Genomic DNA, 13,783 nt, shown 5'->3' with positions numbered 1-13,783 from the left:
CTCCTTCATGGCTGGTTTACGTAGCTGGCGTCATACAGCGTGCCGATGTCCGGCAGTTTGCGGATCACGCGCATTTCCAGCAGCAGCGCCGCGGCCTCTTTGCTGAAATCGGCGATTTCGCCGCTGAAGAACTTGCGGTTCTGCTCGCGATCCTGCCAACGCAGATAGCCGGCGGACTCGGCAAACTGCTTGCCGCTCGACTTCACTGCGGCGCCCATGATTTCGTAAGATTTATCCGGCTGCGCCTTGATCATGTCCAGCGCGTCGAAATAGCTCTCCACCAGCGCTTTCGCCGCCTGCGGGTTTTTCTTCAACCAGTCCGGCGTGCAACCCAGCGTATCCATCACCATCGGGTAATCCAGCGTGGTGGCCAGGATTTTGCCCTGCTTGGGGTTGTCGCGAACCGTCGACAGGTAAGGTTCATAGGTCATCGCCGCGTCGTTCTGCCCGGCATTGAAAGCCTGCGCCGCGGCCTGCGGCGACAAGGTGGCCAGCTTGACGTCTTTCAGCGTCATGTGGTTTTTGTCCAGGATCCACGCCAGCGCAAAATAGGAGGACGTGCCGGGCGCATCGACGCCCACCGTCTTGCCCTTCAACTGCGCCACGCTGCTGATACCGTTGCGCACCGCCAGCCCGTCGGCCCCGTAGGATTTATCCAACTGCACGATTTGAGTGATTGGCACGCCGTTGGCGTTCCAGGCGACGTAGGTTTCCACCGTGGTGGCGGCGCACTGCACCGCACCGGAGGCGATCGCCAGATGGCGGTCTTTCTGCGGGATCATTTTCAGATCGACATCCAGGCCATGCTTTTTGAAAATCCCGGCCTTGTCTGCCAGCGTTAACGGGGCGAAGCCGGTCCAGCCGGAGATGCCAATCGCCACCGGCGTATCGGCCGCCTGCGCCGCCGTCAAACCGCAAAACCCTGTCGCTGCCGCCAGGATCGAAAGTGTCCCCATAGCCGTTTTCACGGAAAAACCCTTGCTCATGCTGTGCTCCTGTCTTGCCGATAAAGCGCCCCATCGCGGGCGCCAGAATGACTCTGTATAGTCTTGTCTATACAAGAGAGGTGACTGGAGCAAAGACTGTGCCAAACGCGCAAGCGGCGTGGGCGGCGGAGAAACGGGTTTCAGCAGGGTGATGGCAGGTGCGGGTGAATCATGATGGCGCAGGCGGCGCACCTAATTGGAGCAAGGGCGCCGCTTGCCGGGTAAGCGGATTAAACCGGGTGAATATCGGCCCACAGGGCCAGACTCTCTTTCGCCAGCGGCGTCAACTGCCCGCCGTGATGTTCGGCCGGCCACCAGCCGCCCTGACGCGCCGACAGCGTAACACCGCCCGCCAGCGACCAGGTTCCCTGCAACACATACAGCACACCGGCGTGGCCTGCCGGCAATGCCATGCCGGCGGTGATGCGCTGCACCTTGGCCGCCCAGCGCCCGCGCCGGGTCATGATGTTGAAATCCTGGCTGGCGCAGCCCAGCAGCGTGGCGTTCAACGCCACGTCGCCGGAAAAGGCGAACGGTTCACCGACCTGCGACAATCGGTGATCGATTTGCCCGGCGCTGAACAAATGCACGCCGTCGCCCTCCAGCAGGGTAATCGAGCGGTCGATGCCGTCAAATGCCGAAAATGGGCCGTCCTGCGCAATGGTGGCGATGCTGGCGCGCCAGTCAAAGTCTGGCGCGCCCGCCGGCCAGCAGGCGATCTCGCGGGTTTCGCCGCCGCCATTGCGCCAAGGCGTCACCGGCAGGGAATCAAAATCAAAACGGGTCAGGTTCATCACGCCTCCTGCTGGAAAGTTTTCAGTACTTGCAGGAATTCCGCACTGCTTTGCTGTTGCAACGCGTGGCGCCCCTGTTCGATTACCTGACGGCCGCCAACGAAGACGTCGCGGATTTGCTCTTTGCCGCCGGCGAACAGCCAGCGATTGAGGATCGAGGCATCGGGTGCGGCGGCCAGATAAGGATCGTCGCCATCCAGTACCAGCCAGTCTGCACGGTAGCCGCTCTGCAAACGGCCGATTGGCGCGCCGCAGGCCTGCGCCCCGCCCTGCAATGCCTGCTGGTACAGCACATCCGCCACCGCCGGTTGTTGCGGCGTGGTCAGGCGGTTACGGCGCTGATCGCGCAGCCGCTGGCCGTATTCGAACCAGCGCAGTTCTTCCACGACGTTGAGCGACACGTGGCTGTCGGAACCTATGCCCCAGCGGCCCTGATGGTGCAGATACGCGTCACCGGGGAAAATGCCGTCGCCCAGGTTGGCCTCGGTGGTCAGACACAGGCCGGCCACCGCCTCGCTGCGCGCCAATTGCTCCAGCTCTGCGCGATCGAGATGGGTGGCGTGCACCAGGCACCAACGCGAGTCAACCGGCATGTGCTCATACAGCCAGGCCACCGGGCGTTGGCCGCTCCAGGCCAGGCAATCGTTGACCTCTTTTTGCTGCTCGGCGATATGAATATGCACCGGCAAGGCGCTGTCCGACGCCGCCAGGATTTGCTGCATCTGGCTCAGTTCCACCGCACGCAAGGAGTGGAAGCACAGGCCTTGGTTTTGCAGCGGTTGGTCCGCCAATTGGCGAGCTATCACCTGCTGCTGTTGCAGGTAGCTGTCCGCGTCCTGAATAAAACGTTTCTGCCCCGGCTGGGCGGGCTGGGCGCCAAAACCGGCGTAGCTGTACAGCACCGGCAGCAGGGTCATGCCGATCCCGGCCTGCTGCGCCGCCTGGCTGAGCCGGCCGGTCATTTCACCGCGATCGGCGTAAGGATTGCCGTCGGCGCCATGATGCAGATAGTGGAACTCGGCAACCTGGGTATATCCCCCCTTCAGCATTTCGATATACAGTTGTCGGGCGATAACTTCCACCTGCTCCGGGGTCAGCCGCTGCACCAGGCGATACATCAGATCGCGCCAGGTCCAGAAGCTGTCCTGCGGGTTGCCCGCGACCTCTGCCAGCCCGGCCATCGCACGTTGAAAGGCGTGGGAATGCAGGTTCGGCATGCCCGGCACCACATCGCCGTGCAGGCGAATGCAGCCTTCGGGATCTGAATCGGCAATCACCTGAGCCAGGTGACCGTGCGCATCGACGTCCAGACGGACGTTATGCGCCCACCCCTCAGGGAGCAGAGCGCGTGAGGCAAAATAAGCAGGCATGGCAGTATTCCACTGTTAGTGTAACGGCTAATAACGCGCGAGGATCACGCATCCGAAAATGCACAGGCCGATCGCATTGCTGTGGCGAACCGGGCCTTATACCCTGGATAATTGGAGTTGCATCACGGCGGCAAGAGCGCTTATCCGATGAGCTTACTGAAGTCAGCGATTCGGGTAAGTGAGCGCAGCCAACACAGCGGCAATTTCAAGTATGATGGGTATAGTTGTATATACATATACATACGCCGACATCAACAGTAAACTGGTGTTATTATTTTTTTATTTGACGAGGTTAACGTCGTGGTGGATCAACAGACCCTGTTACAACTGGCTGCTGCAATGAGCGATACCCCCGCCCCGATCTACCAACGGGTCAAGCAGGCGATCGTAAACCAAATCCGTGCGGGCCATTGGCTGCCGCACCAGCGCGTGCCCTCTGAAAGTGAACTGGTGGCGGAACTGGGCGTCAGCCGCATGACCATCAACCGCGCGCTGCGCGAGCTGACCAGCGAAGGTTTCCTGATCCGCATGCAGGGCGTCGGCACCTTCGTCGCCGAGGCTAAGGCGCATACCGCGCTGCTGGAAGTGCATAACATCGCCGACGAAATCGCCGCTCGCGGCCATCGTCACAGCAGCAAGATCCTGCAGCTGAAAGCGCGCCCGGCCAGCGAAGAAGAAGCGCTGGCGCTGGGTATCCAACCCGGCCAACAGCTGTTCTATTCGCAGATCGTGCATTACGAAAACGACCTGCCGGTGCAGGTGGAAGACCGCTGCGTCAATCCGGCAGTGGCGCCCGATTACATGAAGCAGGATTTCGACCGCGTGACGCCGTATATCTACCTGACGCAAGCCGCCCCGCTGACCGCCGGCGAGCACATCGTGGAAGCGGTAGTGCCGACCCGCCAGGAGCGCGACCTGCTGCAACTGGAAGATCACGAACCGGGGCTGTTGATTCACCGCCGCACCTGGTCCGGCAAAAACGTCGTCACCTCGGCGCGCCTGCTGTACCCCGGCAGCCGCTATCAGCTGTTCGGCCGTTTCACCAGCGACGTTTAATCCCTCTGCGGGTGCAGCCTTTGCGCCCGCCTTCTCTGCGCGATCACACCCCGATAACAAATTTTTACCCCGCCTCTTGTGACAAACCGGTGAATGCGCTAGGTTGTTTTTAATTGTATATACAACCATGTGGGAGCCAAGGCTCCGGCGGAGGAAAGCAATGACGTCTGAGATTCACTGCGACAGCCTGTGGCACGGGGCCGACATCGTCACCATGCGCGACGGCAAGTATCACACCCTCAGCGATGGCGCGATCGCCGTGCGCGCAGGGAAAATCGTCTGGGTGGGCGAATATGCCGCGCTGCCTGCGGGGCTGATCGCCGATGAAAGGGTGAAATTCGACGGCGGCATCATCACGCCGGGCTTTGTCGACTGCCATACCCATCTGGTGTTCGGCGGCAACCGCAGCGGTGAATTCGAACAGCGCCTGAACGGCGCGAGTTATGCCGAGATCGCCGCCCAGGGCGGCGGCATCATTTCCACGGTCAAAGCCACGCGCGATGCCGACGAAGAGGCGCTGTTCGAGCAAGCGCTGTTCCGTTTGCGGCCGCTGCTGGCGGAAGGCGTGACCTGCGTGGAGATCAAATCCGGTTATGGGCTGACGCCGGAAAGCGAGCTGAAAATGCTGCGCGTGGCGCGCCGGCTTGGCGAAACGCTGCCGGTAGAGGTGAAAACCACCTGCCTGGCGGCCCACGCGCTGCCGCCGGAATACGCCAACCGCGCCGACGATTATATCGATCTGGTGTGCAACACCATTATTCCTCAGGCCGCTGCCGCCGGGCTGGCGGATGCGGTTGACGCCTTCTGCGAGCATCTGGCGTTCTCGCCGGCGCAGGTTGAGCGGGTGTTCGCCGCCGCCGAAGCCGCCGGCCTGCCGGTGAAGCTGCACGCCGAACAGCTTTCCGCCCTCGGCGGCAGCGAGTTGGCGGCGCATCACCATGCGCTCTCCGCCGATCACCTGGAATATGCCACCGAGCAAGATGCACGGGCGATGGGCGATGCCGGTACCGTTGCGGTGCTGCTGCCCGGCGCTTATTACCTGCTGCGCGAAACCCAGTGCCCGCCGGTGGATCTGTTCCGCAAGCACCGGGTGGCAATGGCGATCGCCAGCGACGCCAACCCGGGCACCTCCCCGGCGTTGTCGCTGCGCCTGATGATCAACATGGCCTGCACGCTGTTCCGTCTGACGCCGGAAGAAGCGCTGGCGGGCGTCACGGTTCATGCGGCCAAAGCGCTGGGCCTGCAGGACAGCCACGGCACGCTGGAAACCGGCAAGGTGGCGGATTTTGTGCACTGGCCACTTTCCCGGCCGGCTGAACTGGCTTACTGGTTGGGTGGACAACTGCCCTGTACGGTGATTTTCCGAGGAGAAGTACGTCAATGACCATTCGCGATCCCTATGATTTCCAGGCCGGCAGCCTGCCGCTGCTGATCAGCATTCCCCATGCCGGCACCCGATTGACGCCTGCGGTCGAAGCCGGTTTGACCGAAGAGGCGCGGCCGCTGCCCGATACCGACTGGCACATTCCGCAGCTGTATGATTTTGCTCGCGCTATGGGTGCCAGCGTGCTGGTCGGCAACTACTCGCGCTTCGTCATCGACCTTAACCGCCCGGCGGACGATAAGCCGCTGTATACCACCGCGACCACCGGCCTGTACCCTGACGTGCTGTTTGACGGCCGCCCGAGTTTTTTGCCAGGCAAAGCGCCGTCGGACGAAGAGCGGGCCGGTTATTTACAGCAAGTCTGGCAGCCCTACCACCAGCAACTGCAGGATGAACTGGCGCGACTGAAAGCCAAACACGGCTACGCGCTATTGTTCGACGCGCACTCCATCGCCTCGGTGATCCCGCGGCTGTTCGACGGTAAGCTGCCGGATCTCAACCTGGGCACCAACGGCGGTGAAAGCTGCGCCCCGGCGCTGAGCGATCGCCTGGTGGCCTGCTGCGAACAACAACAGCAGTTTACGCACGTGCTTAACGGCCGTTTTAAAGGCGGGTATATCACCCGTGCTTATGGCCAGCCGCAACAACAGCAGCATGCGATTCAACTGGAGCTGGCGCAGGTCAACTACATGTCCGAACAGTATCCTTTTGCCTTCGAGCCGCAGCGGGCGGCCGCTTTGCAGCGCCTGCTGAAGCAAATGATCGATAGCCTGCTGTCCTGCGAACTACCGCGTTAACCCAGCGCTTATGCCCTGGCCGGGGCGGCTCCTCTCGCCCCGGCGTCACCAGGACGTCGCTTCGTCTCCTGATTTTGCGGCATAAAGCATGCCTCCTTTCCGGCTCCCGCCTCAATTTGCGTGCTGCATCGCAGTTTGAATGAAAACCCTTGAATCTGGTCGGAACAGCGCACAAAACAGCGGCATAGGGATCCCAGGGTGCGCCACAATCTGCCGAAAAGCCCGGCCATTGCCCGGGAATAAATCCCGTCAACCTCTCCCCGGCAACCTTGGCTGCCAGGGTTCCGGGTGCGCGGTCCAAAGCCCAAAATTGATCCCCCACTCTGGAGGCTACCATGTCTGAAACCCCGTTAAACTGGCGCGCCGCACAGGCCGTTGCCGATCGTCTGTTGGCGAATTGGCGCTCCGATGGCGAACCCGGTGGGGCAATAACCCTGTTCGACGCCGGGCAGATACGGGCGACCGCCAGCGCCGGCCTGGCCGACCTGGCGCAAAATACACCCTTTACCGCCGACAGCGTGGTGCGCTACGCCTCGATCACCAAGCACATCTTCGCCGCACTGGCGCTGAACGCCACCGACAATGCCCTCAGTCTGCACGATCGCCTCGGCGATTTACTGCCTGAGCTGCATGCCCCGCTGGCGGACGTGACCGTCGGCCAGGCGCTGGACATGACCAGCGGGCTGCCCGACGTGCGTGAAACCCTGGGGCTGCTCGGTATCTCGGTACATACCCGCAGCGATGCACAGCCGGTGATGCAGTTTCTGCAGGGGCTGCGCGGGCTAAACTATCCTGCCGGCAGCGAAGTGGCCTACACCAATACCGGATACCGGCTGGTTGAAGCGGCGCTAAAAGCCAAAGGCCATGACTTCGATCAACTGGTGCAACGGCATATTGCCGAGCCGCTGCAGGTTCAGCTGCGGGCACCGGAAAGCTGGTTTGACGTGGTGCCTGGGCTGGCACCCGGCTACTGGCGTTCACGGCAAGGTTGGCAACTGGCCAGCGCCGGCCTGCACCTGTCCGCCTCCGGCAGCCTGACCGGCAGCGCCAATGCCCTCACCCGTTGGCTGCAAACGCTGCTGGCTGATGAAGGCCCGGGCCACGGCGTGCTGGCGCAGCTTGGCGCCCCACGGCGGCTCAATCAGGGCCAGCTCAGCGCTTACGGTCTGGGGTTGGCGCAAACCTCGCTCGGCGCACATCGGTTACTGGGCCACGGCGGCTCGCATGCCGGTTACAAAAGCTATTTTCTGCTGACGCCCGATCGGCAGGCTGGGGTGGCGCTGGTGGCCAACCGCGAGGATTGCGACAGCTTTGGCATGGCGCTACAGGTGATGGCCGCCCTGCTCGATGAGGCGCTGCCGCAGCGCAGCACCGCCATTCCCGACGGCATTTACGCCACGGTGGCAGAGCCTTACTGGCTGGAGGTGGAGGACGGTAACCTGAGCTATTTGGGGATCGGCGAGCCGCTTTACCGCGCCGATGACGGCTATGCGGTGTCGCTTTCTGCCCATATGCCAATGCGGCTGAAATGGACCGGTGAAGCGGTTGAAGGCGAAGTGGGCCACGTGACGCGCAGCTTCCTGCCGGTAACGCCCAACGGTGACTGCCTGAAGCACGTGCAGGGTCTCTGGTATCATCCGCAGTACCGCACTGCCTTCGAGATTTGCGGCGATCGGGTGCTCATGGGCGTGGGTCCGGCGGCGCAGACCGGCACCATCAGTTCGCTCGGCCACGGCCGCATGCTGGTAGAAAGCAGCGACGGCCCGTGGCTAAAGCGCTTTTGTCTGTATTTTCGCGGTTACAGCGTGGATCTGATCGCCAACCGCAGCCGGGTGCTGACCTTTCAGCGCGGCAGCGCCGGCCACGATTAACTACGCCGCTCACCCCGTCTTGCCGGCCCTGACTGCCAGCAAGGCGGTGAACAACCGCTGCTTGTCGGCGTCGCTGAGATTAGCCTGATTGAGGGCGCCGACAAAAGCGCCACGCGCCTGTTCCGTCAAGGGGCCGCCTTTTAATTGCTGCGCCAGCCGTTGCAGAATGCGGTTGCTTAACTCGGCGATCTGCGGCCGCACGCTGTCCAGCGGGCGCGGTTGCCAACCGCTTTCCGGCGTCGCCAGCCAGTCTGCGCGATAGCGGTACTGAATCGCCTTGGCGGCGTCCATCTGCGCCACGATAAACGGCCGCACCGAGCGCGGGTCCAACCCTAATCTGCCCGCCTCCGCCTCTGTACTGGCCAGCACCTTGGCTTCCTGCGTAAGATCCTCGATCGGCAAGTGCTGCCGAGCTTTGTAACCGGCGACATCTTTCATATAAGACAGACGCTGGTTGACCAATTCGCCAAGCGGCGTCCCGTCGCCTGCCAGCGCGGAAAAACTGGCCAGACAGCAGACGAACACTAACGCTCTGAACATAACCCTTTCCTTTTTGTTTGCCCAAATAAAGAAAGCAGAGTTCATCACAATCGCCGCCGCTCAGGCAACTCTCCCTCGGAAAGAAAAAAGCCCCGCCGAAGCGAGGCTTTAAGTCGAAAACGCCGGACGTTAGTCAAACACGCCGTTAATCACCGAGGCTACAATGGCGGTGCTCAACGCCACCAACACCAGGTCGTCACCGGCAATGCGCCATTCGTAACCCGGATAGGACGGCAGATCGCGCAGCATTGAAGACGGCACCATTTTCTTGGCGATGCCTGGAGGCAGCGGTTTGCCGCGTGCCAGGTTCTTGGCAATGCCCGGCGGCAGAGAACGATAACCGGTCAGGCCGTAATTCAGCGCCAGCGAACGCACCCGCTCGTGAGAGATATTCACCGACACCAGATCGTGTTCGTTACCTTTGGCTCTGTAGCCGTCGTCTTTATTGCCCTTGACGTGATCGCCGCTCTTGCCATTGCCGTGACCATTGCCGTTGCCGTTGCCCTGACTATTCCCGTGACCGCCGCCATTGCCATTACCGTGGCCATTGCCGCCCTTATCGGCGAACGCCGGCGCAGAAGACAAACCCAGCGAAACAATCAGCGCCAGCGCCGTGAGAGTAGTACGTTTTTTGTTCATGTCATAACTTCCTGCCTGGGGTATTACATTAACTATAGCGGTAATTCCCCCCATAAAGGATAAGGAAAACTCCGAGATTGTGAGCAGTGAAAAGGCGGCCGGGCCGGCCAGAGCAAGGAGAGCGATGAGAGATTGTTCCGGCCAAAACAATTCGAAAAAACCGAGCTTCGCGACGAAATTTTTCTTGCAGCGAAATAAGCCTTCCAGTAGTTTGGAAAGGTAACAAAAAGAGTTAGTTTGCTCTTTTTCGTCGCACCTCAAATCTTATTTTATCGTCCAGAATGATAAACTGAATGCTTCCCGCCTCTCCGTGCGGGATTCTTTTTTTACTAAATTTGACGTCTGTCGCACCGTCCTGGTGCTTTATGTTGAGATTTGGTAGCCAATACTTTAAATTCAGCGTCTGAGAAACCTTAACCTCCCGCGGTGGCCAGTTGGCAACGGGTGGGCGTTCAGGAGCAAAAGACATGCAAATGACCCTCATGGAATATATCACTCAGCACTTTAACGGCGATCTTCACCGCTACGCTCAATCCGAAGGCGTGAGCAGTGAACAAATTATCCATTGGATCGATAATGAATGCCATGTAATCAAAGGACGATTATTTATGCCGGTGAGACATTTACCGGGTGAACAAGCGCAGTGATAACAAAAAAACCCCGCAAAGCGGGGTTTTCTGTTTCTGATACCACGGAAAATCAGAAGTTATAACCGGCCACGAGGTAATAGGCCCAGCCAGTAGATTTGATTGGGCCCTGCGGCGTACCGATCTCCGAGCCATCTTGCCACTGGCCGCCGTTATGGAAGTAACGGGCCACGAACGAGTAGTGCCAGTGATCGTAATTCAGCGCCAGAATGTGGCTGGAAGCAATCGAGTTGCTGGTGCGAACCTGTTTGCCGGTGCCGTCGGTCCAGTGACTGTCTTTGCCCAAATCGGAACCGAAGTCAAAGTTGGTGAAGCCGATGTAGCTCAGGTTTCCGCCCCACAGTTGGGTCAACGGCACAAAGTATTTCACCTTGAAGCGGTAACCATCCCAGCTGTTCTCGTTGGCAGCCTGATAGTTTTCCCACTGGTATTTGGCATAGATGTTCATCGACAGGCTCATCGGCAGGCCGGTATCGATGTCCGTACCCAGGCCCATGTACCAGGTATTCTGGCGGCCGTCGGCGTTATGGCCCAGGTCATAGATATAGTTGTTGGCGAAGTACCATTCTTTGAACGGCCCGAAGCTCAGATCGGTGCCGGTCAGCTTGTCGATGGAGAAGCGCGGCTCAATCTCCATAAACAGCGGTGAACCCTTGTCCCAAATCCCGCGGTCCGGCGTGTTGCCGACACCGAAGAACTTAGGCACATCGACGTAACCATAGAAATCGAACCAATCTTTTTTGGCGAAGGCTTCGTATTCAAGATACAGATCGTTGTTCAACTGCGGCCCGAAACGGGTGTGGTAGCTGCCCACCACGTTAACGCTTTGATGCCACCAATCCGAGACGAATTGGCTGTCTTTGCTATCAGCCATTGATGATGCACTGTAAGACGTTGCGAGCAATACGCCTGCTGCTAGAGCTATTTTTTTCATTTTTATTACCACATGCTTAAAGGGCCATTTCCTGCCCGTTAGAAAAGATGACAATGAGTCTGACGACACCTGGCGTTGCCCCCGCTGACTGTTTCTCGGCGACGCGCGCATTATAGAAATCACTGAGTGTAATAATCTGTGATCCAGTTATGCATTTTGCGAATAGGTAATCGATTGCGTTCACATTTGTCAAATTATGTTTCATGCAAATTCACGATCGATGTGATTTTTGTCATGCACGGCGATTTATAAAGCAGTTTTTGTGCCAATTGTGTACGACACCCAAAATAAATGCAGATGACATTTTCGAGGTTAAAAAGCCGGAACGAATTGACCGGCAGAGAGGGAGGGACAGGCAAGATGAGAGCGTTGGCGATGGAAAGCACCGGCAGCGTTAACCGAACATAGTGCTGAACATACGCTGCAGAAAGGGTTTCTTCTTGCGGGTAATGGTATTGCCGTCATACCGCTTTTGCGATTGCTTGTTAAAGTGACCGAAAAGCTGCGGATTGCGGTACTGCTCCAGGGTGTAACCCGCCGCCAGCGCTTCGTGATAGTACTGCTCAAACAGTTCACGCAGATCGTCGCGGTAATGGCTGTAAATTTTGCCGTCAAACCAATGACAACGGTTTTCGGATTGCAGGCGTGGCAGCGAGAAGCGGTGAGAAAACTGGCTCCCCATGTCTGAGTAATGCAATGCCTTTAACGCTTCCAGCGGCAAGTCGTCACCGTCGAGATTGCTATACTCCGGCGCCAGGGGTTCAACATATTCAGGATGTTGTTCAAAGAACTGCTGCATCTTTTTATGGCCATGCCGATCACGGCGCAATTCTTCGAGCGGCGGCAGAAAATGCGCCGCGGCTTCGCAATCCCACAGCATTTCCCCCAGCCGTAAATCCTTGCCGATGCCCGACGCTAATACGGCTTTCCCCTCTTCCATTGGATGATGCCAAATCTCCGCAATGTCGCTGAGATACAAAACATCGGCATCCGAATAGAATGCGCGCCCCTGAAAATTACAGAATGCAGGAATCCCCCAGCGGAACGCCGAAAAAGGGGTAGCCCAGCATTCCGTATTCCAACCCGCGCCGGCGCCGTTGGAGTGCCAGAAACTGGCAGGATCCCGCGAAAGCCTCATCCATTCGATATGGACGGGAATGGATGCATGTTTGCGCAGGCTATATTCCAGAACCATCATCTGTTCCAGATCGCAATCATTCGGATCACAACCAATAAAAACAAGCGCGGTATTTGCCGGTTGAGTCATGGTCATTCAGTCAACATCCCTATAAGCCACATCATTCTGTAATATTAACAACAACTATCAGAATATTCTAATGGCGAATAGAAACCCTTATCATTCCCTTTAAGGTCAGAAAACAATAATTTTACGCAATCCATTGAATTTTAAAAACAAATAACCAAATCAATCGGGCGTGCCCGCCCTTATTTTGAGAAAATACAGAACGGATGCTCACTCTTCAGCGTGCCCCCGGCACCGCTTTGGCAATATTTTCCTGGCGGAAGACCACTTCCTGCCCCGGAGCCACCTCCCACTCTTTAGGGGGAATGTCCACCTTCGGCGCAGCGGCAACCACGGAGCCGAAAATCAACTTGCCTTCCCGGCGCAGAATGCCGACATCAAGCTGGTACTCATGGCGCAAGTTAGCGGTGGTCAGGCGCACAGTATCACCGCGCATATAGTTTTCATCGTCAATCACTGGCTGCTGAATGAATTGGATATCGTCTCTCATTTTTATGTTCCTTCAGGCACAATCGATAGTTAAATTCTAGCCCACTATCCCAGGGTCGACTGAAAATTTCCGTTACTTTCCACGGGTTGCCCGCCAGCAGATCAGCGAACCGAGCGTGACCATCGCCACGCCCTGCCAGAAAGTGACCGTCAGCGACGTATCGAGCACCAGCGCGGCAAATACCGCCGACAGCACCGGCGTAAAATAGGATACCGTCGCCAGCAGCGTCATGTTGCCGTGCAAAATACCGACGTTCCACGCCGCGTAGCCGGCCCCCATCGCCATACCGGCACACAGCAGCGTCAGGGTCACCGGCCAGGTAAACTGCATGCCGCTTTCGTCGCTGAAGGCATATTTCAGCCACAGCGCCACGGCGGTCAGCGTAATAAACAGCACCACGCCGTTGCTGCCCTGCGCAATTTTTTTGGTCAGGTTGCAATACAGCGCCCAAATCACTGCGCCGCCAAAAGCCAGCGAATAACTCAGCGGGTTACTGCGTACATTCGCCAGCATCTGCGCCGGCGACCATCCGCCCTCGCCGCTCATGATCCAGCCAATGCCGAACAGCGACAGCAACAGCCCGGGCAACAGCCACCATTTGGCTTTCTGCCCGTTGAACACCAGCGCCATCAGCACGGTAAAACAGGGCCAGAGATAGTTGATCATCCCCACTTCTATCGCCTGCAGACGGGTATTGGCATAGCCCAGCGACAGCGACAGGCAGATCTCATAGCTGACGAACAGCAGGCTGCCGAGGATCAGATAAAGACGGGGAAAATGGCGCAAATTCGGCAAACGCAGCACCAGCAGCAGAAACACCGCGCTGACGCTGTAGATCATCGCCGCGCCGCCAATCGGCCCCAGCCCTTCGCTGACGCTGCGTATCAGACCGACGACGCTGCTCCACAGCAGGATCGCCAATAAACCGAACAGCGTGGCTTTATGCTGGATGGGTAAAGGAAACATGAAGAGGGTCCAATGGATTATTTTTTATCAGAATTTTCACTCTAC

14 protein-coding genes are annotated in these 13,783 nt (G+C 58.5%); 5 read left to right on the top strand and 9 right to left on the bottom strand.

Annotation, left to right across the window (positions count from 1 at the left end; all coding sequences use genetic code 11):
• Positions 1-5: 5 nt before the first annotated feature.
• From JK621_RS08970 to JK621_RS08960, 3 genes are all read right to left on the bottom strand, one after another.
• A complete protein-coding gene (locus tag JK621_RS08970; protein WP_212559489.1) occupies positions 6-986 on the bottom strand; it encodes an ABC transporter substrate-binding protein in 981 nt (326 codons plus the stop codon).
• A 230-nt stretch (positions 987-1,216) separates the two neighbouring features.
• Positions 1,217-1,780 (bottom strand): HutD/Ves family protein, encoded by a 564-nt coding sequence (locus JK621_RS08965; protein ID WP_212559488.1) that lies wholly within the window; start codon positions 1,778-1,780, stop codon positions 1,217-1,219.
• The gene (locus JK621_RS08960; RefSeq protein ID WP_212559487.1) at positions 1,780-3,150 is read right to left on the bottom strand and encodes a formimidoylglutamate deiminase; all 1,371 of its coding nucleotides are present in this window, start codon (positions 3,148-3,150) and stop codon (positions 1,780-1,782) included. The genes JK621_RS08965 and JK621_RS08960 overlap by 1 nt, the downstream gene beginning before the upstream one ends.
• 339 nt (positions 3,151-3,489) lie before the next feature.
• On the opposite strand from JK621_RS08960, the gene hutC reads away from it, so the two are divergent.
• The 4 genes from hutC (at position 3,490) to JK621_RS08940 (ending at position 8,258) form a co-directional block, all read left to right on the top strand.
• On the top strand, positions 3,490-4,206 hold the full coding sequence (gene hutC / locus JK621_RS08955) for a histidine utilization repressor (protein ID WP_432761930.1): 717 nt from the start codon (positions 3,490-3,492) through the stop codon (positions 4,204-4,206).
• Between the two features lie 160 nt (positions 4,207-4,366).
• Positions 4,367-5,590 (top strand): imidazolonepropionase, encoded by a 1,224-nt coding sequence (gene hutI, locus JK621_RS08950; protein WP_212559485.1) that lies wholly within the window; start codon positions 4,367-4,369, stop codon positions 5,588-5,590.
• The gene (gene hutG / locus JK621_RS08945) at positions 5,587-6,387 is read left to right on the top strand and encodes an N-formylglutamate deformylase (RefSeq protein WP_212559484.1); all 801 of its coding nucleotides are present in this window, start codon (positions 5,587-5,589) and stop codon (positions 6,385-6,387) included. Before hutI ends, hutG begins: the two co-directional genes overlap by 4 nt.
• A 335-nt stretch (positions 6,388-6,722) precedes the next feature.
• Positions 6,723-8,258 (top strand): serine hydrolase domain-containing protein, encoded by a 1,536-nt coding sequence (locus tag JK621_RS08940; RefSeq protein WP_212559483.1) that lies wholly within the window; start codon positions 6,723-6,725, stop codon positions 8,256-8,258.
• Positions 8,259-8,267: 9 nt separating this feature from the next.
• Here JK621_RS08940 and JK621_RS08935 read toward each other — a convergent pair whose 3' ends face one another.
• Both JK621_RS08935 and JK621_RS08930 read right to left on the bottom strand, forming a co-directional pair.
• Positions 8,268-8,798, bottom strand: a complete 531-nt coding sequence (locus JK621_RS08935) for a chorismate mutase (RefSeq protein ID WP_212559482.1) — start codon at positions 8,796-8,798, stop codon at positions 8,268-8,270.
• 129 nt (positions 8,799-8,927) lie between these two features.
• The gene (locus JK621_RS08930; protein ID WP_212559481.1) at positions 8,928-9,437 is read right to left on the bottom strand and encodes an anti-virulence regulator CigR family protein; all 510 of its coding nucleotides are present in this window, start codon (positions 9,435-9,437) and stop codon (positions 8,928-8,930) included.
• A gap of 467 nt (positions 9,438-9,904) precedes the next feature.
• Here JK621_RS08930 and JK621_RS08925 point away from each other — a divergent pair, with 467 nt between their 5' ends.
• Positions 9,905-10,084 carry a hypothetical protein gene (locus tag JK621_RS08925; protein ID WP_006320432.1) on the top strand — a complete coding sequence of 60 codons (180 nt, stop codon included), beginning with the start codon at positions 9,905-9,907 and terminating at the stop codon, positions 10,082-10,084.
• A 52-nt stretch (positions 10,085-10,136) separates the two neighbouring features.
• Here JK621_RS08925 and JK621_RS08920 read toward each other — a convergent pair whose 3' ends face one another.
• The 4 genes from JK621_RS08920 to yddG all read right to left on the bottom strand — a co-directional run bounded on the left by JK621_RS08920 (position 10,137) and on the right by yddG (position 13,738).
• Complete coding sequence (locus tag JK621_RS08920; protein ID WP_212559480.1) at positions 10,137-11,018, bottom strand: nucleoside-specific channel-forming protein Tsx; 882 nt, start codon at positions 11,016-11,018, stop codon at positions 10,137-10,139.
• Positions 11,019-11,412: 394 nt separating this feature from the next.
• The gene (locus tag JK621_RS08915; protein WP_212559479.1) at positions 11,413-12,291 is read right to left on the bottom strand and encodes a glycosyl transferase; all 879 of its coding nucleotides are present in this window, start codon (positions 12,289-12,291) and stop codon (positions 11,413-11,415) included.
• A gap of 208 nt (positions 12,292-12,499) precedes the next feature.
• Positions 12,500-12,772: a hypothetical protein gene (locus JK621_RS08910; protein ID WP_212559478.1), complete on the bottom strand. Its 273-nt coding sequence runs from the start codon at positions 12,770-12,772 to the stop codon at positions 12,500-12,502.
• A 72-nt stretch (positions 12,773-12,844) separates the two neighbouring features.
• Complete coding sequence (gene yddG, locus JK621_RS08905; RefSeq protein WP_212559477.1) at positions 12,845-13,738, bottom strand: aromatic amino acid DMT transporter YddG; 894 nt, start codon at positions 13,736-13,738, stop codon at positions 12,845-12,847.
• Positions 13,739-13,783 lie beyond the last annotated feature (45 nt).

Source organism: Serratia plymuthica (genome assembly GCF_018336935.1).
GTDB lineage: Bacteria > Pseudomonadota > Gammaproteobacteria > Enterobacterales > Enterobacteriaceae > Serratia > Serratia plymuthica_B.
Note: the sequence above shows the minus strand (reverse complement) of the source record. Positions and strands in the feature narration are given on the sequence as shown.